The sequence below is a fragment of the Acinetobacter sp. SCLZS86 genome (assembly GCF_021560715.1).
GTDB classification, from domain to species: domain Bacteria; phylum Pseudomonadota; class Gammaproteobacteria; order Pseudomonadales; family Moraxellaceae; genus Acinetobacter; species Acinetobacter towneri_A.
Map to the genome: position 1 here is coordinate 1,245,320 of NZ_CP090864.1, position 24,186 is coordinate 1,269,505.

General features: G+C 39.6%; 20 protein-coding genes, 4 tRNA genes and 3 pseudogenes. 14 read left to right on the forward strand and 13 right to left on the reverse strand.

Going from position 1 to position 24,186, the window contains the following annotated elements:
* Positions 1 to 47: 47 nt before the first annotated feature.
* Positions 48 to 920: an ATP-binding protein gene (locus LZP46_RS05865; RefSeq protein ID WP_236094982.1), complete on the reverse strand. Its 873-nt coding sequence runs from the start codon at positions 918 to 920 to the stop codon at positions 48 to 50.
* 183 nt (positions 921 to 1,103) lie between these two features.
* Here LZP46_RS05865 and LZP46_RS05870 point away from each other — a divergent pair, with 183 nt between their 5' ends.
* The 5 genes from LZP46_RS05870 (at position 1,104) to LZP46_RS05890 (ending at position 3,904) form a co-directional block, all read left to right on the forward strand.
* Positions 1,104 to 2,633: a DUF3336 domain-containing protein gene (locus tag LZP46_RS05870; RefSeq protein WP_236094983.1), complete on the forward strand. Its 1,530-nt coding sequence runs from the start codon at positions 1,104 to 1,106 to the stop codon at positions 2,631 to 2,633.
* A 4-nt stretch (positions 2,634 to 2,637) separates the two neighbouring features.
* Positions 2,638 to 3,474 (forward strand): serine/threonine protein kinase, encoded by an 837-nt coding sequence (locus LZP46_RS05875; protein ID WP_236094984.1) that lies wholly within the window; start codon positions 2,638 to 2,640, stop codon positions 3,472 to 3,474.
* A 117-nt stretch (positions 3,475 to 3,591) separates the two neighbouring features.
* Positions 3,592 to 3,676: transfer RNA gene (locus LZP46_RS05880), tRNA-Leu, on the forward strand.
* 33 nt (positions 3,677 to 3,709) lie between these two features.
* A tRNA-Trp gene (locus LZP46_RS05885) sits at positions 3,710 to 3,783 on the forward strand.
* Between the two features lie 36 nt (positions 3,784 to 3,819).
* Positions 3,820 to 3,904: transfer RNA gene (locus LZP46_RS05890), tRNA-Leu, on the forward strand.
* A 244-nt stretch (positions 3,905 to 4,148) separates the two neighbouring features.
* On the opposite strand, the gene LZP46_RS05895 is transcribed toward LZP46_RS05890, so the two are convergent.
* Positions 4,149 to 4,352 (reverse strand): hypothetical protein, encoded by a 204-nt coding sequence (locus LZP46_RS05895; RefSeq protein WP_004971452.1) that lies wholly within the window; start codon positions 4,350 to 4,352, stop codon positions 4,149 to 4,151.
* A gap of 420 nt (positions 4,353 to 4,772) precedes the next feature.
* On the opposite strand from LZP46_RS05895, the gene LZP46_RS05900 reads away from it, so the two are divergent.
* The gene (locus LZP46_RS05900) at positions 4,773 to 5,045 is read left to right on the forward strand and encodes a hypothetical protein (protein WP_236094985.1); all 273 of its coding nucleotides are present in this window, start codon (positions 4,773 to 4,775) and stop codon (positions 5,043 to 5,045) included.
* A 47-nt stretch (positions 5,046 to 5,092) separates the two neighbouring features.
* Here LZP46_RS05900 and gloB read toward each other — a convergent pair whose 3' ends face one another.
* Positions 5,093 to 5,824 (reverse strand): hydroxyacylglutathione hydrolase, encoded by a 732-nt coding sequence (gloB, locus tag LZP46_RS05905; RefSeq protein WP_236094986.1) that lies wholly within the window; start codon positions 5,822 to 5,824, stop codon positions 5,093 to 5,095.
* Positions 5,825 to 6,033: 209 nt separating this feature from the next.
* Positions 6,034 to 7,269, reverse strand: coding sequence for a pyridoxal phosphate-dependent aminotransferase (locus LZP46_RS05910; RefSeq protein WP_004971448.1), 1,236 nt, complete (start codon positions 7,267 to 7,269; stop codon positions 6,034 to 6,036).
* Positions 7,270 to 7,422: 153 nt separating this feature from the next.
* Here LZP46_RS05910 and msrB point away from each other — a divergent pair, with 153 nt between their 5' ends.
* Together msrB and LZP46_RS05920 are read left to right on the forward strand one after the other, a co-directional pair.
* The gene (gene msrB / locus LZP46_RS05915; RefSeq protein WP_236094987.1) at positions 7,423 to 7,842 is read left to right on the forward strand and encodes a peptide-methionine (R)-S-oxide reductase MsrB; all 420 of its coding nucleotides are present in this window, start codon (positions 7,423 to 7,425) and stop codon (positions 7,840 to 7,842) included.
* Entirely contained in the window at positions 7,839 to 8,318 is a 480-nt protein-coding gene (locus LZP46_RS05920) for a glutathione peroxidase (RefSeq protein ID WP_236094988.1), read from the forward strand. The genes msrB and LZP46_RS05920 overlap by 4 nt, the downstream gene beginning before the upstream one ends.
* Before the next feature lie 73 nt (positions 8,319 to 8,391).
* On the opposite strand, the gene dapC is transcribed toward LZP46_RS05920, so the two are convergent.
* The 5 genes from dapC to LZP46_RS05945 form a co-directional block, all read right to left on the reverse strand.
* Positions 8,392 to 9,561, reverse strand: coding sequence for a succinyldiaminopimelate transaminase (gene dapC / locus LZP46_RS05925; protein ID WP_236094989.1), 1,170 nt, complete (start codon positions 9,559 to 9,561; stop codon positions 8,392 to 8,394).
* A gap of 20 nt (positions 9,562 to 9,581) precedes the next feature.
* Entirely contained in the window at positions 9,582 to 12,248 is a 2,667-nt protein-coding gene (gene glnD / locus LZP46_RS05930) for a [protein-PII] uridylyltransferase (protein ID WP_236094990.1), read from the reverse strand.
* A gap of 27 nt (positions 12,249 to 12,275) precedes the next feature.
* Positions 12,276 to 13,493 (reverse strand): formate-dependent phosphoribosylglycinamide formyltransferase, encoded by a 1,218-nt coding sequence (purT, locus tag LZP46_RS05935; RefSeq protein ID WP_236094991.1) that lies wholly within the window; start codon positions 13,491 to 13,493, stop codon positions 12,276 to 12,278.
* Between the two features lie 181 nt (positions 13,494 to 13,674).
* Entirely contained in the window at positions 13,675 to 14,022 is a 348-nt protein-coding gene (gene ygaH, locus LZP46_RS05940; protein ID WP_236094992.1) for an L-valine transporter subunit YgaH, read from the reverse strand.
* Complete coding sequence (locus LZP46_RS05945; protein ID WP_236095181.1) at positions 14,019 to 14,756, reverse strand: AzlC family ABC transporter permease; 738 nt, start codon at positions 14,754 to 14,756, stop codon at positions 14,019 to 14,021. The genes ygaH and LZP46_RS05945 overlap by 4 nt, the downstream gene beginning before the upstream one ends.
* Positions 14,757 to 14,875: 119 nt before the next feature.
* Between LZP46_RS05945 and LZP46_RS05950 the strand changes: the two genes are divergently transcribed.
* On the forward strand, positions 14,876 to 15,367 hold the full coding sequence (locus LZP46_RS05950) for a hypothetical protein (protein ID WP_236094993.1): 492 nt from the start codon (positions 14,876 to 14,878) through the stop codon (positions 15,365 to 15,367).
* A 132-nt stretch (positions 15,368 to 15,499) separates the two neighbouring features.
* On the opposite strand, the gene ychF is transcribed toward LZP46_RS05950, so the two are convergent.
* Positions 15,500 to 16,591 (reverse strand): redox-regulated ATPase YchF, encoded by a 1,092-nt coding sequence (gene ychF / locus LZP46_RS05955; protein ID WP_004971435.1) that lies wholly within the window; start codon positions 16,589 to 16,591, stop codon positions 15,500 to 15,502.
* A gap of 266 nt (positions 16,592 to 16,857) precedes the next feature.
* Between ychF and LZP46_RS05960 the strand changes: the two genes are divergently transcribed.
* Positions 16,858 to 17,622 carry a glutathione S-transferase family protein gene (locus LZP46_RS05960; protein WP_178318522.1) on the forward strand — a complete coding sequence of 255 codons (765 nt, stop codon included), beginning with the start codon at positions 16,858 to 16,860 and terminating at the stop codon, positions 17,620 to 17,622.
* Positions 17,623 to 18,077: 455 nt separating this feature from the next.
* Positions 18,078 to 18,548, forward strand: coding sequence for an Lrp/AsnC family transcriptional regulator (locus tag LZP46_RS05965; RefSeq protein ID WP_019836237.1), 471 nt, complete (start codon positions 18,078 to 18,080; stop codon positions 18,546 to 18,548).
* A 76-nt stretch (positions 18,549 to 18,624) separates the two neighbouring features.
* Here LZP46_RS05965 and LZP46_RS05970 read toward each other — a convergent pair whose 3' ends face one another.
* The 3 genes and pseudogenes from LZP46_RS05970 to LZP46_RS16415 form a co-directional block, all read right to left on the reverse strand.
* A complete protein-coding gene (locus tag LZP46_RS05970) occupies positions 18,625 to 19,374 on the reverse strand; it encodes a YebC/PmpR family DNA-binding transcriptional regulator (RefSeq protein WP_004971429.1) in 750 nt (249 codons plus the stop codon).
* Positions 19,375 to 19,472: 98 nt separating this feature from the next.
* Positions 19,473 to 19,874 (reverse strand): annotated as a pseudogene (locus tag LZP46_RS05975) (1-acyl-sn-glycerol-3-phosphate acyltransferase); the annotation flags it as partial.
* 16 nt (positions 19,875 to 19,890) lie between these two features.
* Positions 19,891 to 20,022 (reverse strand): annotated as a pseudogene (locus LZP46_RS16415) (IS982 family transposase); the annotation flags it as partial.
* A 70-nt stretch (positions 20,023 to 20,092) separates the two neighbouring features.
* Between LZP46_RS16415 and LZP46_RS05980 the strand changes: the two are divergent.
* From LZP46_RS05980 to LZP46_RS05990, 3 genes and pseudogenes are all read left to right on the forward strand, one after another.
* A pseudogene (locus tag LZP46_RS05980) lies at positions 20,093 to 21,183 on the forward strand (IS3 family transposase).
* Positions 21,184 to 21,511: 328 nt separating this feature from the next.
* Positions 21,512 to 21,588 (forward strand) — tRNA-Ile (locus LZP46_RS05985).
* Positions 21,589 to 21,782: 194 nt separating this feature from the next.
* A complete protein-coding gene (locus LZP46_RS05990; RefSeq protein WP_178318376.1) occupies positions 21,783 to 23,003 on the forward strand; it encodes a tyrosine-type recombinase/integrase in 1,221 nt (406 codons plus the stop codon).
* The last annotated feature ends 1,183 nt before the right edge of the window (positions 23,004 to 24,186 follow it).

Genomic DNA, 24,186 nt, shown 5'->3' on the forward strand with positions numbered 1-24,186 from the left:
AGTGGGTTGCTGACTATCTTCTATATGCAAACAACCCATTAAAATATTTAAAGTGCTTTAAGTTGCTGCGAGCCAATCCAGTGTTTAGAAAATTGATAGGCAGCACGCCCTGAACGCTGTCCACGTGCCTGACACCATCTTAATGCTTCTGCACGTACTTCGGCAGTCATTGGCATTTCGGCTTTGTGTAAATAATGCTCCACAATTTCTAAATATAGATTTTGATCCATTGGATAAAACGATAGCCACAGACCAAAGCGATCAGACAATGAAATTTTTTCCTCAATCGCTTCTTGGGGATGCAATTCAGTATATTGTGGTACATCTACACGAGTGACAGGTGTGTTTTCGTGCATAAATTCAGGCAGCAGATGACGTCTGTTACTGGTCGCATAGATAATAAAATTACTGGAACCTGATTGTAATGAACCATCTAAAACACTTTTTAAACTACGATAATTTTCATCTTCTGCGTTAAAAGCTAAATCATCGCAATAGACAATAAATTTCTCAGGGCGATGCTGAATGATTTTTTGAATTTCTGGTAATTCAGACAAATCATCACGTTCAATTTCAATTAAACGTAATCCTTGATTGGCATACTCAGTCAATAGGGCTCGTACAATAGATGATTTGCCCGTACCGCGAGAACCTGTAAGTAACACATCATTTGCAGGTAAGCCATTTAAAAACTGCAATGTGTTTTGAATGACTTTTTCTTTTTGCTTTTCGATCCCTTTTAAATCATCTAAATCTATTTTTCTTGGTTGTTGAATCGCCATCAATTGTTGATCTTGCCATTTGAATGCAATAGCAGAAAAGTCGGTTTCTTGTTTTAAAGCAGGTAAACTTTGCTGTAGTTGTTGGAGTACATGCGAAAGTGATAATAAAATGTTGTCGGGTAAATCTAGGTTTGCCATGATAATTCAGCTTAAAAAATTCAGATCATATTGCTACACTTTAAGACTAGCGCAATTGACCTAGAGTTGACAATCAAAGTGTGTCGAGTCATTGACGCGTACGACAAATTTTTAGATATTGTTGTGTATAGTAGGCATAGGCAAGCGTAGTGCTGCGAATAAACTAAAGGATCGAGGAAGGCTATGTTATTTAAAGGTTTTACCGAAGATGTTAATCCGCATCAAGCCTATCGCATAAAAAAGCTCAAGCGCCAAATACAAAATGCCGAATCTTATGAAGAATGGAAAAGTATTGCCATTCGTATAGATGAAGAAACTGGTGCACAAGAATGGAAATATGACAACAGTTCACCATATTTTGACGCGGAAATTATTTCGCATCGTTTAAATTTATTACGCCGCTACCGCACTACCGACCGCAGTCGCGATTTAATTTATATATTGCGTGAAGGTTTAACTTTTGACATCGCCAATATTGCCCATCCAATGTTGTTCACTGCAACTTATGTGGGTACAAAAAAAATTATTGAAGATTATGTTGATGAGGTCAGCAAAAGTTTGGCTTTTGTCGCTTCAGATGAATGTCAGGCTTTCACCAAAGTAGAAAAAATAGATTTTTTTCAGCAATGCCAAACGGCATACGGACAACCTGCATTGATGTTCTCTGGTGGTGCAACGCTAGGTTTATTTCACACAGGTGTTTGTAAGGCATTGTTTGAACAAGATTTAATGCCTAAAGTGCTATCGGGTTCGAGTGCAGGTGCAATAATGACTGCAATGTTAGGCATTTCAAAACCTGAAGAAGTACAACATATATTGGGGGGGGAGTCATTTTTCCACGAAGCATTTCAATTTAGACAAATGCGGGAAATTATTAAAGACAATGGGGGAATTGCCGATGTGCATTATTTAAAAAAATTCCTCATCAAGAACTTAGGCGATACAACATTTCAAGAAGCTTTTCAAAAATCAGGTTTACATATTAATGTGGCGGTTGCGCCTTATGATGCATCGCAAGACTCACGCATTATGAATAGCTTTACTGCGCCAGATTTATTGGTTTGGAGTGCGGTGTTGGCCTCGTGTGCTGTGCCAATTTTATTCCCACCAGTACGTTTAACCAACAAGCGCTATGATGGAGAACACACCCCATATATGGGCAAAACCCGCTGGGTGGATGGCAGTGTGCGTAGCGATTTCCCGCAGGAAAAAATGGCACGTTTGTATAATATTAATTACACTATTGCCAGTCAGGTCAATCCACATGTAGTGCCGTTTATGCAGGATGATATTAAGCGTTATCGCAAAGATATGCTGAGTTGGCCAGAACGGATTATTCGTCGTCAGGGCAAAGTGATTAGCCGTGGGGTAATGGATTTTGTACGTGAGCGTGCAGGTGCTGTACCGCCAGTGCGTCGTTTGCTAGATCATGGTTATGGCATTGTCGATCAGCGCTATTATGGTGATGTGAATATTGTAGGAAGCTACAACCTGCGCCATTACACATATATGCTGCAAAACCCGAAACCACAATTGTTTAAAATTTTACAGCGTGAGGGCGAACGCGCGACTTGGCCCAAAATTTCATCAATTGAAACGCATGCACGTGTTGGTAAAACTTTGCAACATTGCTTAGAGTTACTAACTGCACCTCAAAGAGCAGTATCTAATGAAGTCGCAGCAGAAATTCGCCCTAGCGTAAGTGTTGTTTAAAGTTTTGAATTTGGATATTGAACAGTTAGATTCTGCGCAGTTCGAGTTGCGTAGTAAAGCAAAAAGTTTGCAACATGGCCGGCATATCTATCGTTTTGAACATCAAGGGCAGTTTTATTGGCTTAAAGCCCAACAACCAGGTGTTCATAGGACAGTTGAGCAGGGCCTTGCACAAGAATGGAACTTTTATAAACAGTACGCGCAATCATCGCATTTATCTTTTTTATTGCCATGTCAATTGATGGATGCTGTACCCATTCATATTCAGTCGCGTGGTAATTCACATGACATTTCATTTCATTATTCACAGGTCTATTCACGTGCATTGATTTTGCCTGAAGCAAAAGCCGTTCTTGAGATGGGTAATTTACCTGAGCATACAGAAGAGATTAAACACATTTTTTGGCGTGTCTTTGAAGCAGTAGAAGCATTGCATCAATTAGATTGGATTCATGCCGACTTAAAAGCTGAACATCTTGTACAGTTAGATGGACAAATCAAGTTATTAGATTTTGAGCAAGTGCAGAAAGTTACAGATATTCAATGTCATGAGATAACCGCTACACCGCGTTATATGGCGCCAGAGTTATTTCACGGGCAGCTCAAAACTGCACAAAGTGATATTTATGCTTTAGGCATTATTTTTTATGAATGGTTAACGCAACAACGCTTACAGGCAAACAGTTACCATGATTGGGCGTATTTACATTGTCAAAGATTGCATATTCAACTTCCTGCGCATCTACAAGCATTTTTACCACTATTGAATCACATGTTAGCAAAGCCCTATTCACAGCGTGCGTCGAGTATTGCTGAGTTGAAATTATGGCTTAGTGGCTGAATATGCAGAAGAAAAAATCAAAAAATAGGTTTTTGTTTTTTATTTAAACAGTCATTGCGCTTTTTTATAAAAAAGGCTTGTCATCAGGAAGTGATCTCTATAATATACACAGCCATCGGGGACGTGGCGAAATTGGTAGACGCACTGGATTTAGGTTCCAGCGCCGCGAGGTGTGAGAGTTCGAGTCTCTCCGTCCCCACCACTTAAACATCAAGCTAGCTTGATTTTAAGTTATAGAGGATTGGTGTAATGGTAGCATGACGGTCTCCAAAACCGTTCGTCAAGGTTCGAATCCTTGATCCTCTGCCAAATCAAAATCCAACAACTGAGTTGGTACCCAATGTTGGGGACGTGGCGAAATTGGTAGACGCACTGGATTTAGGTTCCAGCGCCGCGAGGTGTGAGAGTTCGAGTCTCTCCGTCCCCACCATACATTAAAGAGCAAGGCAATGACCTTGCTTTTTTATTGCCTGTTATTTTAGCTTTAAATCATTGCATCTCTTTGACAAGGCTTAGATGTATTTCAAGATTTAAAATTCGGCATAAAAAAAAGCCCATAAACAGGTTATAGGCAATATCATCTTTAAATGTTGATGAAATACGATTTGAATTTTTATTTTTGCATCCTATCGAGTTCAACCGTTATCGCATACTTATCGGTATTGTATAAGTATTTATGCTTTTAAATGGTCTTCAAATTCCTCGCCTAATTTCATTGCTAAAGCGTTACCTGAAAGTTCACACGTAACCAAACCATACTCTTTTTGAAAGCTAAAAGTGAAACCGTGACCATCCGCCAAATTTTTGACTGAATAGCCTAATTTTTCTAACCAAATACGAAACGCGATTAAATTTTTTGCTTTAACAACTTTTTTCACGAGAGAACTCCCATCCATTCATTTAAATATTAATAGGGATATTTCTTGAATTTTTAAAGGGCAGCAATGTATATCTTTGATATTTTTTTCACTGATTTTTCGAAATCTAAAGTTCTTTTAAGAAAATAGAATATTTGAAAAGAATTATTAATTTTTAAGTTATTGATATATATTCTTTTAACTGAGGTGGCGTAATTTATTTTAAGGTCTTAAATGTATTGCCTAAAGATGACTTGGAAATATTTTGTTAATAATTTTTAATTTTAGACTGTATTTATTTTCAGCATGAACACATGAAGATTTTCCATTGTTTTCATGCAAAGCTTTAATTTAGCGCAATGCATATCAGTGTGGAGCATGTCGGTACCAAATAGACATTAGCTTATACTATGGTTGAGTTTGAAGGTTTGGAAAATAGACATGACTGCACAAACAATCCAACAGCAGGTTGAGCACATAGTGAAGCAGATGCAAAATCAAGGGCTAGAGCCTGTTGCCGTGATGCTTGGGCATGAAGATTGGTTGCTATTTTCTTCACAATCCAATGTGGCTTATACGCCTTTTGGCAGTGCACGCCGTTATCGGCCTGCATTATCCAATTTGCTTTTGGTGCGGGTCGATGAAATAAACGCTGTGCGTGTGGTGACACAAACTCAATTAGACGAGTTTGCTGCCACTAATCAAATTTTATAAGCCGAGAAAATATGAAATATCATGCACTTTCTTATCCAAATTTCAATTTAAAAATTATCTTTAAGTTCACGTAATTTCTGAAATTCTTCGACACTTTCGGCTCTTAAAAATGGATTGGTTGCCAGTTCTAGTTCGATGCTGCTCGGTAAAGTGGGTTGATTAAGCATGCGTAAACTTTCAATCTGTTGATAACGCTCTTGAATGGAAACATTGTCTGGTTCTACATGCAGTGCAAATTGAGCATTTGCCAATGTATATTCATGAGTGCAATATACTTGAGTACGCGGAGGCAGGGCAGCCAAGCGATTTAAAGATTGATACATTTGCAAATGTGTACCTTCAAAAACGCGGCCACAGCCCATCGCAAATAAAGTATCGCCACAGAACAATACATCCAACGCATCTATAAAATACACTATATGACCCAAGGTATGTCCCGGAACGGCAATAACATCAACCTGTAAATCATGAAAATTGATATGGTCTTGGTTTAGTAATGGATGCGTGATAAATGAAATTTTGCTTAATTCTTCACGTGGCCCATAAACGGGTAAATTGCGTTTTGCAATGAGTTCAGGCACACCGCCAATATGGTCTTGATGCCAATGCGTCAACCAAATTTGTGCAATATCTAAACCATGATTTTGACAAAAACTTTCAACAGGTTTGGCATCGGTCGGGTCAACGACCACCACTTGTTTGCTGGCACAATGTTCAAGCAACCAAATATAGTTTTGTGATGGTTTCTGCGCATCAATAAGATGGACTTGGTAGTGCATGCTCAATTCCTGAAACTTAATCGCTTGTGACTATTACAGCATGCTTTTACTGGTGTGTAAAAGTGTATCCCCAAGTGTCTGAGTATCGCTTTGCTATGTGACCACTTGATGATGAACAAGAGATGTAAAGATAAAATAGAGATAAAAATCAAATCCATAAAAAATGCCGTGTTTAACACGGCATTTTACAACAGAGATTCGGTTTGATCTTAGCGGATTTTTGCCAAGAAACGACCTAAACGTGTCATTGCTTCACGTAATTCATTTTCTGCTGGCAAGAACACCACACGGAAATGATCAGGCGTTGGCCAGTTAAAACCTGTACCTTGAACCAACAAAACTTTTTCTGCTTTGAGTAAATCGAGCATTAACTTTTCGTCATCTTCAATTGGATAGACATTTGGATCAAGTTTAGGGAAGCAATACATTGCACCTTCTGGTTTAACACAAGACACACCAGGAATGTCGTTCAGCATTTCCCATGCAATGTTACGTTGCTCGTATAAACGACCACCTGGACGAATCAAGTCATTAATAGACTGATAACCACCCAATGCCGTTTGAATCGCGTATTGCGCCTGATGGTTAGCGCACAAACGCATAGACGCCAGCATGTCTAGACCTTCAATGTAGTCTGCAGCACGTGATTTATCGCCTGTAATTGCCATCCAGCCCGAACGGAAGCCTGCGATGCGATACGATTTAGACAAGCCATTGAATGAAATACAGAGCTGATCACCTGCTAAAGCTGCAACTGCAACATGCTCTATACCGTCATAAATAATTTTGTCATAAATTTCATCGGCAAATAAAATTAAGTCATATTTTTTTGCCAACGCTACAATTTGTTCCAACACATGACGTGGATAAACCGCACCGGTTGGGTTGTTGGGGTTAATAATGACAATACCACGCGTATTTGGCGTGATTTTACTTTCCATATCAGCAATGTCTGGATACCAAAAGTTTTCTTCATCACATTTGTAATGAATGGCAGTACCGCCCGATAAATTTACTGCTGCAGTCCAAAGCGGGTAGTCAGGCATAGGCACCAGCATTTCATCGCCATCGTCCAACAAGCCTTGCATTGCCATAACAATCAGTTCAGATACGCCGTTGCCAATATACACATCATTGACATGCATATCGAAAATGCCTTTTTGCTGATAGTATTGACAAATTGCTTTTCGTGCAGGAAAAATCCCTTTGGAGTCGGTATAACCAATTGCATTGGGTAAGTTCAATGCAACATCATTAATAATTTCCTGTGGCGCTTCAAAACCGAATGGGGCAGGGTTGCCAATATTCAGTTTAATAATTTTATGACCGGCCTCTTCCATTTCATTGGCCGCTCGTAACACAGGTCCGCGAATGTCGTAGCATACATGCTCAAGTTTTGATGATTTTTTTATTTCGCGTGGAGTCGTGTTACCTAGTACGGACATAGTTGCATCCAATGATAAGAAGATAAATAAATTATAGATTACTGAAATATCACAATCTATGCTGAAATTTAGCTAGATATTTTGCAAGCTCTAGCGTAAATATAGAAGTACTGAAGCATGACACTGAATGTCAAAGATTTAAAGGAGTTAGTGATGGGAAAACTCAATAAAACAGACCGAGAATGGCAAAGAGAGTTATCACCAGAGGAATTTCGGATTACACGTCAAAAAGGTACAGAGCCTGCTTTTACGGGGAGATATTGGAATACTCAACAAGAGGGTATTTATACCTGTCGTTGTTGCGGTACAGCGCTATTCTCATCAGAAACAAAATATGACAGCGGTTGCGGTTGGCCAAGTTTCTTTCGTCCAATCCAGCCAGGGGTGATTGAAGAGCATCAGGATGACTCGCATGGTATGCAGCGTACCGAGATTGTTTGTCATCATTGTGACGCACATTTAGGGCATGTTTTTAATGACGGCCCACAGCCAACGGGATTACGCTATTGTGTCAATTCGGCTTCTTTAGAACTCAAAACAGAAGAAAAAAATGATGAGGAAAATTATCCATGACTAACATTTATCAATTTGAAGCCGAGTTGTTAGATGGACAAAATAAAGCCTTTAGTGATTATGAAGGGAAGGTTTTGTTGATTGTAAATACAGCCAGTAAATGTGGTTTTACGCCTCAATTTGCAGGTTTAGAAAAGTTATATCAACAATATAAAGATCAGGGGCTAGAAATATTAGGCTTCCCGTGCAATCAGTTTGGTGGGCAAGATCCAGGCTCCAATGAGCAAATTGGGAGCTTCTGCCAAAAAAACTATGGTGTCAGTTTTCCGATGTTTAGTAAAATTGATGTAAAAGGTCCTGAAGCACATGCGATTTTCCGTTACCTGACCAACAACAGTAAAGGTATTTTGGGCAACGGAATTAAATGGAATTTCACCAAGTTTTTAATTGGCAAAGATGGCAAGGTGTTGAACCGTTTTGCTCCGACCACAAAACCTGAAGATTTGCAGGCGGAAATTGAAAAGGCTTTAGGATAAAGGCTTGCGCTTGTGCAAATAAGATAATTAAGGCGATCAGATAATCGCCTTAAATTTAATTCAAATCATTAACTTATAAAATTTCTTTAAGACGTTGAATCACTTGTTCACATTGTGCTAAATCTGCAACTAAAGCCAAGCGAACATGGTTTTCACCTGGATTACCTTGTGCAGTTTCACGAGATAAATATCGCCCTGGAAGCACTTTAATATGCGCTTTTTCCATCAACATTTTCGCAAAGTTTTCATCATGATCGACTTTGAGCCAGTAATAAAAACCTGCATCTGGTTTTTTTAATGGCAGTAAATGCCCAAGCTCTGTTTGAAATAATTCAAATTTGGCGCGATATTGTATACGGTTATCTTCAACGTGCTGTTCATCATCCCAAGCTGCAATAGAGGCTAATTGGTGTTGTACAGGCATTGCCGCACCATGATAGGTACGATATTGCAAATAAGGTTTTAATAAGTTGGCATCGCCCGCAACAAAGCCTGAGCGCATACCAGGTAAGTTTGAGCGTTTAGACAAAGAATGGAATACGATACAGTTTTTGTAGTCATCGCGTCCAAGTTCGGCACAGACTTCCAGTAAACCTGTAGGCGCTTGGTCAAACCATAATTCTGAATAACATTCATCGGATGCAATGACAAAATTATATTGATCTGAAAGGGCAATCAGCTTTTTAAATTGTGCTTTTGAAAGGACTGCACCCGTTGGATTTCCCGGTGTACAGACAAACAATAATGCGGTTTTCTCCCAGACTTCTGCAGGTACGGCATCAAAATCACCCAAGTAATTATTGTCTTCGGTGCAATTGATGAAATAGGGTTGAGCGCCTGCCAATAAAGTTGCCCCTTCATAAATTTGATAAAATGGATTGGGCATCACTACATAAGGTGCATCTTCACGTCGAATCAAGGCTTGTACGAAGGAAAAAATCGCTTCACGTGTGCCTGAAACTGGGAGAACTTGTGTGTCTGGATTAACTTGATTTAAATGAAAGCGTTGTGTCAGCCAATTGGTAATGCTGTGACGTAATTCAGGCAGACCTTTGCTGTTCGGATACGTCGATAAATGCTGAAAATTATCAATAATAGCTTGTTTGACAAATTCAGGTGCAGGATGTTTAGGTTCGCCAATAGATAGTGGAATTAACGGAAAATTTGCAGGTTGTACGTCCTGAAATAGTTTGTTTAGCTTTTCAAAAGGGTAAGGATGTAATAAGGACAAACTTGAGTTCATGGATGTTCCGTAAATTGAAGTTAATGTTGACCACAGACCTGATTAGAGGCCTCATCTAAAGCAGCTTTGAGCTGGATTGCAAAGGTATCTGCTTCAGACTTTGTCATTGGTTTGCCATCTTTTTTGGTGACAAAGAAAATATCTTCGGCACGTTCGCCCAAGGTGGCAATTTTGGCGGAGTGAATATCTAAGCCTTGCATCATAAACAAGCCACCAATTTTGGCGAGTAAACCTGGATGATCTAGTGTGGCTATTTCAACCATATTTTGATTCAGTGCTGCATTGAACGTCACTTCTACTGTGTTTTCAATGTCAAAATGACGTAATTGACGCGGAATACGACGTTGCATTAGACCTGGATATTTATCTGACTGGCTCAAGGCATTGACCAAAGCCTCAATCACCATTTCTTCACGTTCAGGGTCTGTTAAGAGTGTGCCAAAACGGTCTAAGACCACATAAGTATCCAAACTAAAGGCTTTGGTCGCAGTAATAATTCGTGCATCCTGAACATCAAGGTTCATGCGGTCTAAAATGGCGACAGTCGTGGCAAATAAGTTGGGTTGGTCTTGAGTGTAAATAAAGATTTGTACCGCATCTTGCGCTGATTTTCGGTGCGCGCGCATGAGCACTAATGGTGCAGGATTATCACCATGCTCCAAAATCGCGCGGGTATGCCATGCAATTTCATCGGCAGATTCTTTAATAAAGTATTCATCGCCCAGTTCTTGCCAGACTTTTTCAACAGCACTCAGTTCAAAATCATTGACCAGTAATTCACTAGCCGCAAATTTGGTGTCTTCAATCAGCATTTGATAATCGACTGGACGCCCAAGCCCTGAACGAATGACATCACGCGCTTGTGTGTAAAGTTGGCGCATTAAGGATGCGCGCCATGAGTTCCAAAGCGTTGGATTAGTCGCGTTAATATCGGCAACGGTTAAGGTATAGAGATAATCTAAATGCTCCATATCTCCCATTTTTTCGGCAAATTCTTTGACTACATCGGGGTCGGAAATGTCTTTCTTCTGTGCTGTAACTGACATCAATAAGTGATTTTTGACTAACCAAGCCACAAGATTACATTCACGCTCGGTAAATCCATGTTTACGGCAAAACTCGATGGCATCTACAGCACCAAGCTCACTATGATCACCACGACGACCTTTGGCAATATCATGAAAAATCGCAGCCAAATAAATAATGTCACGACGGGCGAGACGTTGAAATACCGAGCTGACCACAGGAAAATCTTTCGCAAATTCAGGTTCTTTGAAGCGGCTTAAATTGCGCAGCAATAGTAGAGTGTGGGCATCGACTGTATAAATATGGAATAAGTCATATTGCATTAAGCCTGTAATTTGTCCAAAAGCAGGGATGTAATTGCCCAAAACGCCTAAGCGTTTCATAGTCACCAAGGTATTATACAAACGGTGCGGCGAGCGCAAAATTGCCATAAATAGCGCTTGATGCGTTGGATCATCACGGAAACTTTGGTCAATTCGCTTGGCTGCAAGTGTCAGTAGACGTAGCGTTCGTGCGCGAATTCCTTCAATTTCAGGGCGATTGGCCAATAAATAGAAAATTTCTAAAATCGCACTTGGTTTTTCTGAGAAAATTTTGTGGTGCTGCACGGCAAGTTTGCCATCAACCAGTTTAAAATTTTCATTAATTTCTTCAATGTTGCGTTCATAATTAGGTAAACGCGGGGTAATGACCGACTCATTAAAATAGGCCAGCAACATTTCATTTAAAGTGGAAACTTGCTGTGCAGAGCGATAATAACGTTTCATAAATTGTTCAATTGGGTAGTTTTGTGGTTTACCTTCCTCTCGAACATAGCCAAAAGTTGCTGCAATATCTCTTTGATAATCAAACAATAAACGGTTTTCATCACGTTTGGTCAAACGGTGGAGATGATGACGTATTTCCCATAAAAAGCTTTCAGCTTCTTCGAGTACACCTAATTCAAACTCTGAAATAAAACCTAAATGCACCAAGTCGTAAATACGATTGACCCGAAAATGGCGTTTGGCAATCCAGCCAATCTGATTGATGTCACGAATACCGCCGGGAGCATTTTTAATATCGGGTTCTAAATTACTTTCGGTGTCATTGTGCTGCGCGTAACGTTTGCTTTGTTCCTCCATTTTGGCATCAAAGAATGTTTTATCTGTCCAAGTTTGCGAAACAATACGACGCGGCCATTTGGTAAGTTGTTGATTTCCCGTAATTAAACGTGCTTCAATCAAGGCGGTTGCAACAGTCAAATCACTGGTTGCCTGAATCACACAGTCTTGAATAGTCCGTACGCTGATGGCAGGTTTGAAATTGCCAACATCCCATAAAGACGAAATAAAAGTCGAAATAAGTTGTTCTTGTTCTGCTGTAATTACATCTTCCGACAACACCATAATATCGACATCGGAATAGGGCAGCATTTCTTTGCGTCCATAGCCACCCACCGCAAATAGGCTTAAATCGGTTTTGTCTAATTCGGCATATTGCCATAAGAAAGTGAGCGCTTCATCAATCAGGTTAGAACGCGCCAAAATCACTTCACGAATGGATTGTCCATTTTCAAAACATTGTTGTAGCTGATTTTCGACATCGGTGCGCCATTGGTTAATGGCCTGAATGTCATGGTTGCTTTTTACATAATTCAGCAAGGGTAATGTAATGATCATGGACAATTCCGTTATGCAATGACGAGCTTAATTTTGATTTTCGTTTAAATGTACGCGAACATTCTCCGCAGTATGCTGAGCTAGCTCACGCGCTTTCTCTGTGGTTTCTGCACGCGCAGTCGCAACACCCATACGACGACGTTCAAAACCTTGAGGCTTGCCAAATAAACGTAAATCTGTATCGGGATGTGCTAATGCAAGATTCAAGCCAGAAAATGAAAGATTTGTTGCATCAACACCTGCATAAATCACCGCACTGGCTGCAACGCTATGGCGTGTGGTATTGACAGGTAAGCCTAAAATTGCGCGGGCATGTAATTCAAATTCACTTTGGAATTGTGATGCCAATGTCACCAAACCTGTGTCGTGTGGACGTGGAGATACTTCACTGAACCAGACTTTATCGCCTTTCACAAATAGTTCTACACCAAAAATACCGCAACCACCTAATGCAGTAGTCACTTTGTGTGCAATTCTTTTGGCTTCAGTCAAGGCAGCATCACTCATAGCTTGAGGTTGCCAGCTTTCTACATAGTCGCCTGCATCTTGACGGTGACCAATTGGCTCGCAATATGAAGTTTCGATCGCACCAGTTTCTGGGTTTTTAGAACGTACGGTTAATAAGGTAATTTCAAAATCGAAGTCAATTTGTGATTCCACAATTACTGTGCCTTGATTGACGCGTCCGCCTGTTTGGGCATATTCCCAAGCGGTATCAACTTCATCAAAACATGTCACACGTGATTGCCCCTTGCCTGAAGATGACATTACCGGTTTCACAAAGTTGGGATAACCAATGTCATCACACGCAGCACGGAAAGATTCGAGTGAATTGGCAAAGCGATAAGCTGATGTTGGTAAACCTAATTCTTCGGCAGCTAAACGACGAATACCTTCACGGTTCATGGTCAAATTTACTGCTTTGGCAGATGGAATGACGGTTGCAATATTCTGCGCTTCAATTTCAAGTAAAACGGATGTCGCAATGGCTTCAATTTCAGGCACAATTAAATTGGGTTGAACTTTTGCAATCAGTTGTTTTAATTCTGTGGCATCTGCCATGTTTAAAGTATAAGCATAATGTGCGACTTGCATGGCTGGTGCATGGTCGTAGCGATCGGCAGCATGTACTTCTACGCCTAAGCGTTGCAGTGAAATTACCACCTCTTTACCGAGTTCCCCTGAACCCAATAGCAAAACTTTAAAAGCAGAAGATTGAAGGGGAGTACCAATGGTCACGCTCATGTGAATCGTCCTTGCTAAAGTGGGCTTTTAGCATAGCAGAACTGTTCCGTGAGTTAAGCCCTATTTGCAATAAAATCATGATTTTGTCATCTCGTTGTTTTGCATTCAGTGCTTTAAAGTAGTTAGGGCTGAATCTTGAAACAGATCACTTGGGCGATTCAAGCTCTAAATTTCAGCAACATTAGAATGAAAATGGCACATAGGTATAAATTAAACCATAGGTGATGGCTGCGGTAAGTGTGGCAGGTACGATTTTCTTAAACTTAAAATACAAACTTGTGAGTACTAAAAAGCCAATTAACATCGCAAAACTTTTATTGGGTGTTTCAAGCAAAGGTGGCAAGGTTGCAACTACGAGCATAGAGCTAATTGCGGCAATGCCAATACTGCTCAAAGCGATTTTGAGCCATAACGCACCACGTTGCCGTGAGCCTTGTTGAAACTTTTGAATCACAAAAAATGGCCCAAAACGTGAGGCGAAATTTGCGATACCAACTACAATCCCGACCAAAATAATTTCCAAACTCATGATTTTGCTCCTGTATGTTCAGGGTCGGGCTGTTTTAATACATAGTGTTTAAATAATCCCGCCAAAATACCTGAAGAAATCCCAATAAAAATTGCAGCAGATAAGTCAATGAAATAACAAGCCACGGCAGACACTAAAATGGTGATTCCCACAACAAAGGTGTGTTTCTTTTCAAAAGCTGCCAATAAGAAGCTAAGGAATAACGCGGGTAATAAAAAGTCGAGTGCCGCTTGCAAAAACTGTGGCATTTTAGTGACTTGGTCAGCAAATAATCCACCTAACAAGGAGCCTAATGCCCAAGACAACCAACTAAATAAACTCAGTCCAAGCATCCATGATTCAGACCATTCCTGACGGCGTTGTGACAGTTTAATCATGCCTGAGGCAAAGACTTCATCAGTCAGACCCCATGACCAAATTGCGGTTTTTTTGAGATTTAAACGATCTTGAATCAGGTTTTTTAAGGCAGGGCCGTAAAGTAAATGTCGAATATCCAAGGCGATTACCGTTAAGGCGGTCATCCAAATTGAGGTTCCACTGCCTAATAATGCAACGACTAAAAATTGACTTGCACCTGCATACATCGAGCAAGATAAAAATAAGGCTTCCCATGCGCTAAAGCCGAATTGAGTAGCAGAAACACCAAAAGCAAAAGAAACAGGTAGATAGGTGAAAATAATCGCCTGACTATCTTTTGCACCTTGCCAAAAACTTGCTGCGGGCGCATTTTGAATATTGTGTACGGACACGACACACCTTGTGGGAGAAAGTTGAACGATGGGTCAAATGAAGATTGTGTATTATACTTGAAATCATTAGCATGATGCCGAATTGTTTGTATGGGCGAACCGATATGTTGAAATTGAAAACACCTGTAATCCTGCTTGCTTCAATGTTATGCAGTAGCCTCTTATTGCAAGCGTGTAGCAATGACAACAACCCGAAAAAAACAGTAGAAATTAAGCCTGCGCCAAAACTCACGAATGATGCAACTGTATATGCGCAAGCCGCGTGGCAATTGATGAATGAAGTTGAGCCGTACGTGTATCGTAAACAGCGTAATTTAATTGAAGATAAAGTCCGCAAACCTGCCCGTAAATTAAGTACCGACTGGCGTATTAATGTCAAAATGACCGACTCTGTAACTGAAGGGAAATATGCGCTGTGTCGTAAAGCCCTGACTAGCTTGGAAATTTGGGCGCGTGCGACGATTGACAGTTCAAGTAGCCTTGCACAAAAACAAGCTGATTATGAACGTGATAAAAAACAATGTGCTGATGCTTTGGCGCACCCTGAGTTGGGTAATACCGACCCGAAACAAAAGGGTAATGTGGTGCAGTCTTAGTTGAATTGAGGTTACTTTGTATTGATGTGATGCAGAATCTTCCATAAAAAACCTCGATGCTTACATCGAGGTTTTTTTGTTGAATCAATGCTTTGCTGCAAGGATTGTTCTAAAATTAAGCATTAAAACAAGTTAGACATTAAAGCGGAAGTGTAAAACGTCACCGTCTTGAACGATATAAGTTTTACCTTCCAAGCGCCATTTACCTGCTTCTTTTGCACCTGCTTCACCGTTGTATTGTACGAAATCCTCATAAGCAATACATTCTGCGCGGATAAAGCCTTTTTCAAAGTCAGTGTGAATTACACCTGCCGCTTGTGGTGCAGTTGCACCTACTTTCACTGTCCACGCGCGGACTTCTTGTACGCCTGCAGTAAAGTAAGTTTGCAAACCTAAAAGTGCATAACCTGCACGAATCACCACGTTCAGACCCGGTTCTTCCATTCCAAGAGCTTCTAGGAATTCTGCACGGTCTTCATCTTCAAGCAATGAAATTTCGGCTTCAATTTGGTTGCATAAAGGCACAACAATCGCATTTTCTTCTGCAGCAAGTTTTTTAACTGCATCTAAGTGCGGATTGTTTTCAAAGCCATCTTCTGCCACGTTGGCAATATACATGGTTGGTTTTAAGGTTAATAAACCAAAACCACGAACTAATTTGCGTTCATCGTCATCTAAATTGGCTGCACGTGCAGGCTTGCCATCATCCAGTAAAGGTTGGATTTTTTCTAAAACGGCTTTGGTCGCTACAGCTTCTTTATCGCCACCTTTGGCAGATTTTGCTAAGCGTGTAATGGCTTTGCTTACCGTTTCTAAATCGGCCAAAGCAAGTTCGGTATTGATGGTTGCAATGTCATCTAATGGGTCAATTTTACCATTTACGTGAATCACGTTTTCATCTTCAAAGCAACGAACCACATGCGCAATTGCATCGGTTTCACGAATGTTGGCAAGGAATTGGTTACCTAAACCTTCACCTTTAGATGCACCTGCAACCAAACCTGCAATATCCACAAATTCCATAGTGGTGGGTAATACACGTTGCGGATTTACGATTTCCGCCAATTTGTCCAAACGTGAATCTGGCACAGGTACAATGCCTGTATTTGGCTCAATGGTACAGAACGGGAAGTTTTCCGCTGCAATTGCAGCTTTGGTTAAAGCATTAAAAAGCGTAGATTTACCAACGTTTGGCAGGCCCACAATTCCACAATTAAAACCCATGAATAACTCACAACGTGTTATTTAAAAATTAGGCACGATTTTACATGAAAGGGCCGATAAAGTCAGGTCATCGAACAGATGTTTCTCCAATCCAGTTTGCTTGGCGTTGTTTGTTGAATTTCTAGCAGGAATTGATTTTGTAGTGTTGACTGTCTCGCCTGTATTTTGAATAAAAAGTACATTGTAATTATAAGAAGCTATGACTAAAGTATGACAACACAGTATTGATACTGCTTTGGATATCAAAATTTAAATATGGAGATTTTATGCGCATCTTATACCAGTTTCCTTTGTCTCATTTTTGTGAGAAAGCTCGCTGGTTATTGGATCATAAAGAGTTATATTATGAAGCGCAAAACTTAATTCCAGGTGTGCATCGCGCTTTTGCCCAATTAAAAACAGGGCAAAATAAATTACCTATTTTACGTGATCAAGAGCGCTGGATAGCAGATTCGACTCAAATTGCGTTATATTTGGACGATATTTATCCCGAACATGCCTTGTTACGCAGTGATGCTGAGCAATATAAACATGCCTTAGCCATAAATACTTTGGCTGATGAATTGGGGCAGCATGTGCGTCGTTGGGGTTTGGCGCATGCACTATCTGAAAGTGAAGAACCTCTGGAAATTTTAATTGGTGAAAAAGGCTATTTGCGTCAATTTTCTAAATATTCCAAGCCAATTATTAAAGCTTTGGTATCTAAGGGTTATCAGCTTGATCAAGATAAAGTCGCAGAATCTAAACAGCGAATGGATGAATTAATTGTCATTTTAAATCAACATTTAATTGATAATTATGGACGTTATTTTGTAGGTGAGCGTTTAGGGTTAGCCGATATTTCAGTGTGTTCGATGCTTGCACCTATTTTAGAAATTTCAGGTACGCCGTGGGAAAAAGAACACGATGAAGTCATTTCTGTAGAATTTAAAGATTATAAAAAGTATTTGCTGGATTTGCCTTTAGGGCAATATGTTTCTCGTATTTATCAAACTGAGCGTAACGCACGTGTAGATTGGCGCGGTATTTGAATGTTATTGCCTTAAATAAACCTACGCGCAATCTGTGCCTATTTTTGTATGCTGATGGCTAAAACCCTAGAGCCAAGAATTAGAACAAAGAATTTTAGTGATTCTAATTAAAATTCTGTACTGAGTTTGGCAGCGCATTGTACTTATTGTTGAGCACATCTGTTTTTAATACATTTCTTAAACTTGAAAAAAATAGACGGCTAGGATTGTGACAATTTATGAACGAAGCCGTTATTTATTGGATTGTTGAAAATTTAAATTTTTTAAAACAATAAGTTCAATGAAATCCCCTTTGTCAATGTAGTTGCTCTAGCGATCAGCGGTTATTTCTAAAACATAAAGATTTTGCTTTACTAATGGAAAGAATTTTCATAAAAAACGCTTAGTCTGCAAAACAATTCAAGTATAATGGTGGTATGTGTTTAATTTTTATCTGATTAAATTGAGTGCTTAAAATGGAATTGGATCGTTACGATAAGCATATTTTAGAAATTTTAAGCTATGAAGATGTCAATTTAAATGAGCTTTCCGAGCGGGTTAATCTGTCGGTAAGTTCAGTGCATCGACGTATTAAAAGTCTGATCGATCATAAAATTATTTCAGGTTTAAAGCGTGAAATTAATTATCAAAAACTGGGTTTTAGTTTACATGTGTTGTTGCAGGTATCTTTGAGCAAACACGATACTGATATTTTTGCCAAATTTTTGGAAGAATTAGAAAGTATTCCTGAAGTGATACGCGCATTTTTGGTGACAGGACAGGCTGCAGATTTTATTGTAGAGGTTGTGGCACGAGATATGGAAAATTACAGTGAAATTTTACTAAAAAGGATTGGTAAAATTGAGCATGTGGCAGGTTTGCATTCTAGCTTTGTGATTAAAGAATATGATGTTTTAAACTGTCATGGTTTATTAAATAAAGTTTAATTTATTAGAATTGTTTTGTGTGATCTATTAAAAAACGCACGATAACGTGCGTTTTTAGGAAGTACAGTTAGACAGATTATGCGTCTAATTGTGCTAAAACCTCATCGGAGAATTCAACGTTGGTGTACACGTTTTGAACATCGTCTAAATCTTCAAGCATATCAATCATTTTCATGATTTTTTTGGCTTGGTCGATGTCTGTAATTTCTGCTTTGGTCGATGGACTCATGACCACTTCAGCATTGTCAGATTTCAAACCTGCTGCTGTTAGCGCATCTTGAACTGTACCAAAAGCTTCTGGCGTGGTAATAACCAAAATGCCATCTTCAGATACTTCGATATCTTCTGCGCCAGCCTCTAAAGCAACCTCCATGACTTGATCTTCTAAAGAGGAATCTTCAAATGAAATTTCACCACGTTTTGTGAATAGAAACGCAACAGAACCATTGGTGCCTAAGTTACCGTCAGTCTTAGAGAAACAGTGACGTACATCTGGCACGGTACGGTTTAAGTTGTCTGTCATGGTTTCTACAATAACAGCAACACCACCTACACCATAACCTTCATAGGTTACTTCTTTAAGATCGTCGTTATCTTCACCGCCTGCACCACGCTGGATGGCACGGTTAATGACGTCACGTGTCATGTTAACTGAAAGTGCTTTTTCCACAACAGCACGTAAACGAGGGTTACTTGCCGCATCTGGACCGCCGAGCTTTGCAGCAGTTGTTAATTCACGAATAAATTTGGTAAACAACTTACCACGACTAGCATCTTGTTTGGCTTTACGATGCTTAATGTTGGCCCACTTGGAATGACCCGCCATGCGAACTTTGCTCCTTACAGATTGGCAGTATGCCTATCAAAATTGCGCCCATTCTAACATAAGCCCTTTTTTTAGATAAAGGGCAGAGTTTTAGGTTTTTAACCATTGCTTGGCGATGTTTTTTGCTCAGGGATAATAATGTCTAAGCCCACTTGTTCTTTATATAATTGTTGGATAAGTGCCATATCGTGATCTAAATCTGTCGGATAGATTTTGCCAAAAATCCCACCTTGTTTGGTTTGTGAGTTGGCATACATTAAAACGATAGGCTCATTGGCTGCTTTGGCAATATGCCAAAAACCTGTACGAATTGGCTTGCGGGCTTCACCTGTTTTTGCGCGAGTTGCTTCGGGTGCGATGACCAAATTGAAATGTTCATTTTGATCAAAAAGTTCAACCATTTGCGAAACTATATCTTTGCTAGATTTACGGTCGACTGGAATGCCGCCGATTTTTTCCAAAATAGGTTTAAGCGGCCCTTTAAAAAAGCTCTTTTTTAATTAATCGGAATCCTGCTTAGGCCGATGATTCCATAATTTGAATTATTGGCTTATTCCGATGTGTTAATTGATATGCACATAACGAAGCATATATTCCACTAAGAAATCCATGAATACTACGTGCTTTACTCGTTACTAAATTGTATTGGTAATCCCCCCTAAAAATAATAGGATCTAAAAGTAGAATTTTCTCTTAAGATACGAGCAGGAGATTCTGCATGAAAACATCTAAATTTACTGACAGTCAGATCATGTCCATCTTGAAACAGGCAGAATCTGGCACACCTGTAGCGACCCTTTGCCGTGAACACGGCATGAGTAATGCTACCTTTTATAAATGGCGTGCCAAATATGGTGGTATGGATACATCATTAATGGCTCGACTGAAAGAGCTAGAAGCCGAAAATACCAGACTTAAAAAGATGTATGCGGAAGAGCGATTAAAGGCCGAAATCATCCAGGAAGCGATGGCAATGAGCAGCACTGCTGCGCAAGGGTAAAGCCATCTTGCCGGCGTAAGATGGCACAACAGGCAGTTGCCCAGCATGCCATTAGTATTCGTTTGGCTTGTAAAGCATTTGGCATTAGTGAAACCTGCTACCGCTATCAAGCCAAACTCAGCGATGACAATGCACTCATTGCTGAACAGCTCATTGAACTCACTGAGGAAAATTCCGATTGGGGCTTTGGTTTGTGCTTCTCGTATTTACGGCATGTTGAGAGTTGCTGCTGGAATCACAAGCGGGTTTACCGCATTTACTGTGAGTTGGCACTGAATCTGCGTATTAAACCGAGAAGAAGACTAAAACGGCATGCGCCTGAACCATTGAAAGAACCAATCCGAGAAAATCAGGTTTGGTCATTAGATTTTATGCATGATCAGCTTTCCGATGGTCGCAAGTTTCGATTATTGAATGTGATTGATGATTACCGCCGCGAAGGCCTAGCCATTGAAGCAGGGTTCTCATTGCCCACAATCAGGGTTATTCGTACGTTGAATCAATTGCTGGAGTGGAGAGAAAAACCGTTAGTGATCCGATGCGATAATGGTCCCGAATTTATCAGTCACGAATTTGTGCGCTGGGCTACTGAGCACGGTATTCGTATTGAATATATTCAACCGGGTAAGCCACAGCAGAATGCGTATATTGAACGCTATAATCGGACCATACGTTATAGTTGGCTGAGCAAGCATTTATTTGATACTTTGGATGAAGTACAAGATTATGCAACAAACTGGTTGTGGCATTACAACCATGAAAGACCACATCGAGCTAACAAAGGAAAGCCACCTCTAATGGCTGCTTAACCTCTACTTTTAACTTCGGTTATTTATGGGAGGATTACCTATTGATCTTTCAATAAGCTAAATAATGTTTCTATCTTATTGCGTTGCCGTAGGTGATATTCATCTGGTCAATGTTTGAGTTGTTTTTGGAAGTGAGTAAAGAGAAGCGTTTAAAATTGCATCGGGCAAATTTTCGGAAAGTGAAGGTGTATTTTTTTATTTCAATAATAATCAAATTTGTCTGATGATTATATATACTACAATTTCTGAAAATAGCTTGTTTTTTTAAAAAATCTTCGCTAGTATTCTTTGCGCTTGAACTTGTTGAATTATAACAAATTCAATTTTAGGGCCTATAGCTCAGTCGGTTAGAGCAGCGGACTCATAATCCGTTGGTCGACAGTTCAAGTCTGTCTGGGCCCACCAAATTTTTGTAATGATATGCACAACTTTGCAATGATTTCATATATAAACCCATGAATTATAATGATTCATGGGTTTTTTATTTCTGCTTTTTGCGCAACTATGTTTGGCTATGCACAGCTTTATTTGGCCCTCTTGTGTATCCAATCTTGTATCCGCTACTCTTTCTGCATTATTCGGATACAAGAGATTTTGCTATGAAAAGAGCGGCTTTAGATAACATCAAACAAATCAAAGATACCCATCTTCTTAATCTTGAACCTGAGGATAAGGAATATCGTATTTCATGTGATGCTGGGCTTTATTTTCGTGTATCACCAAAAGGGAAAAAAACTTGGCAAGTCCGCTTTAAGGATGAGGCGGGGAAGTGGAAATGGCACAGTATTGGAAGTTATCCCCAATTATCGCTTGTAGCAGCTAAACTTGAAGCTTCAACTATTTTTCTTAAGTTACAGCAAAATGAAAAAGTATTAACAAAAAAAGAAATTGAATCGCAAAGAATAGAGGCACAACAACTTAATTTAAAAAGCTTAATGTATGATTGGCTTGATACTAAGAAAACAACTTGGGCTGCAATAACAATAAAGAAAGAAACTCAATCGATTGAAAAACGTATCTTATCTGTTTTTGGTGAATTGGATTTCACCAAAATTTCACCTCAACAATGGCTGACATTTTTTCAAGATATGCTTAGAAGTGAAAGTATTTACAATCGTGTAGAGAAATTAGTTTCACATTGTCGCAATGCCTATGATCTTGCAAAGTTTCATGGACAAATAGAGTCTAACCCTTTAGATGGCATTTTGAAGTATCTTGATAAAGGTAGCAAAGGGAATATGAAGCATGTCAGCCTTCAGGAATTACCAGATTTGGTTCAATCTATTCGAGGCTATAAAAATGCCCATACCGCGATTGCCTTGCAGTTACTCGTTATTCTTTTCCCACGACCACAAGAGTTGCGCTATGCAAAATGGCAAGATTTTGACTTTGAGAAAAAAATCTGGATAAAGCCTGCCGAAACAATGAAATGTGGTATTACCCATGTTGTACCTTTACCAAAACAGGCAATAGAACTGTTATTTAAATTAAAAGAAATTAGGACAGTATCGGATTTTTTATTTCCTAGCAGAGATAGCCTTATACAGCCAATGAGTGAAGCAACTTTAAATAATGCTTTGAAAAATCTAGGCTATCGAGGCCGTCAAAGTCCACATGGATTTAGACATATTGCAAGTACTGCCTTAAATAATCAATTCAGTGATAAAGAACAGGTTATTGAAGCTTGTTTAGCGCATAAAAAACAGGGTGTAAAAGCTGTTTATGACAAAGCTACACATTTAGAAGAACGAATTGAAATTATGCAATGGTGGGCCGACTATCTCAGTAATGTTACTGATAACATTAAAGCCGTAGCATAATTTTTTAATAAGACAAGGCTCGTCCCTAAGGGATCGAGCCTAATGCATTTGTTAACGCTCTTTGTTGAGCAGATGATTACGCCTGTACTGGCGGTTCAATTTTTTCATGCCGACTTAGGCCATATTCCATTTCATATTTCTACTGCTAGGCAATAGTTTTATGCTTGTCTAATCTGGAAGAACAAGCCACGATTTTTTCATGCTGGTGTAGCATTACCCTGATTTAAGTCTCAGGCAAACCCGTATAAGTTTATTTTCATCAGTGACCAAACTTCAGAATACTTAGACTATATCAATCTCGGCCTAGTCAAGGAGACCAATCCCCGACTGAGAAACACGACCAGTGTTCCATTAACCTTTCTTTTCTACATATTGTCCAACATGCTCACGCATGTGCCGACTCAAGTTTTCGCAATGAGCATCCCGACTGAAAAAATCGGAATGTTTTAGGATTCGCTTTAAGCTAGCTATCTCATTTAATACAAATCTTGCTATGAAGATTGGTATCACAATTTCCGCAAGTAAATACTTGCTTTATATGCGCTACTCACCATCGCTCCCACACTGAAAAAATACAGCAGACTTTTAACCAATTTAAGTCTTTTTATCCAGTGCTTCCCAAGTTATTTCAAAGTGTCTTAATGTGCAGACCGTTTATCCTCTCGCCTGTATACATGCTTCCTGTTTCCCCCGACCGTAGTTCCTTAAAAAATATCGGGATATGATGTATACATAACTTTGTAAAGGGTAAAACTCTTACACTCCAATCAGCATCTATCGATTAATGCCGTTACACGTTTAAGCTATCCAGCGACCCATTCAGCTTGCGCAAAATGGTGCCAGCTTTTCCAGCGTTAGCCTCAAAGCCCTAGTACCTTACGGCACTCTCAGCAGCCATCGTGATTGGAAATGAGCATACTTTTCCAAGTAAAAAAACTTGTTCGATCAAGCATACACATTCAGCTATTAACGGAGACTATCGCACATCCTATGCTGCTCCTGACTGTATCACTTTGAACAGGGTTTCAATGTTCCACTATTTTCATAATTTCACACCTAACTTGGCTATTACTAACCAAATGACCATTTCACGATAAATCGCTTATAGGCTCCCGTTTCCTTGTCGCCCAACCACTTTTTATTTGCTTGGAACTCTTAAAAAGTGAATGAACGGATAGAAAAA

Bases quoted from the DNA above. Each gene is read 5' to 3' on its own strand.
- LZP46_RS05865 (WP_236094982.1), bottom strand. From the start codon at position 920: ATGGCAAACCTAGATTTACCCGACAACATTTTATTATCACTTTCGCAT.
- LZP46_RS05870 (WP_236094983.1), top strand. From the start codon at position 1,104: ATGTTATTTAAAGGTTTTACCGAAGATGTTAATCCGCATCAAGCCTAT.
- LZP46_RS05900 (WP_236094985.1), top strand. From the start codon at position 4,773: ATGACTGCACAAACAATCCAACAGCAGGTTGAGCACATAGTGAAGCAG.
- gloB (WP_236094986.1), bottom strand. From the start codon at position 5,824: ATGCACTACCAAGTCCATCTTATTGATGCGCAGAAACCATCACAAAAC.
- LZP46_RS05910 (WP_004971448.1), bottom strand. From the start codon at position 7,269: ATGTCCGTACTAGGTAACACGACTCCACGCGAAATAAAAAAATCATCA.
- msrB (WP_236094987.1), top strand. From the start codon at position 7,423: ATGGGAAAACTCAATAAAACAGACCGAGAATGGCAAAGAGAGTTATCA.
- LZP46_RS05920 (WP_236094988.1), top strand. From the start codon at position 7,839: ATGACTAACATTTATCAATTTGAAGCCGAGTTGTTAGATGGACAAAAT.
- dapC (WP_236094989.1), bottom strand. From the start codon at position 9,561: ATGAACTCAAGTTTGTCCTTATTACATCCTTACCCTTTTGAAAAGCTA.
- glnD (WP_236094990.1), bottom strand. From the start codon at position 12,248: ATGATCATTACATTACCCTTGCTGAATTATGTAAAAAGCAACCATGAC.
- purT (WP_236094991.1), bottom strand. From the start codon at position 13,493: ATGAGCGTGACCATTGGTACTCCCCTTCAATCTTCTGCTTTTAAAGTT.
- ygaH (WP_236094992.1), bottom strand. From the start codon at position 14,022: ATGAGTTTGGAAATTATTTTGGTCGGGATTGTAGTTGGTATCGCAAAT.
- LZP46_RS05950 (WP_236094993.1), top strand. From the start codon at position 14,876: ATGTTGAAATTGAAAACACCTGTAATCCTGCTTGCTTCAATGTTATGC.
- ychF (WP_004971435.1), bottom strand. From the start codon at position 16,591: ATGGGTTTTAATTGTGGAATTGTGGGCCTGCCAAACGTTGGTAAATCT.
- LZP46_RS05960 (WP_178318522.1), top strand. From the start codon at position 16,858: ATGCGCATCTTATACCAGTTTCCTTTGTCTCATTTTTGTGAGAAAGCT.
- LZP46_RS05965 (WP_019836237.1), top strand. From the start codon at position 18,078: ATGGAATTGGATCGTTACGATAAGCATATTTTAGAAATTTTAAGCTAT.
- LZP46_RS05970 (WP_004971429.1), bottom strand. From the start codon at position 19,374: ATGGCGGGTCATTCCAAGTGGGCCAACATTAAGCATCGTAAAGCCAAA.
- LZP46_RS05990 (WP_178318376.1), top strand. From the start codon at position 21,783: ATGAAAAGAGCGGCTTTAGATAACATCAAACAAATCAAAGATACCCAT.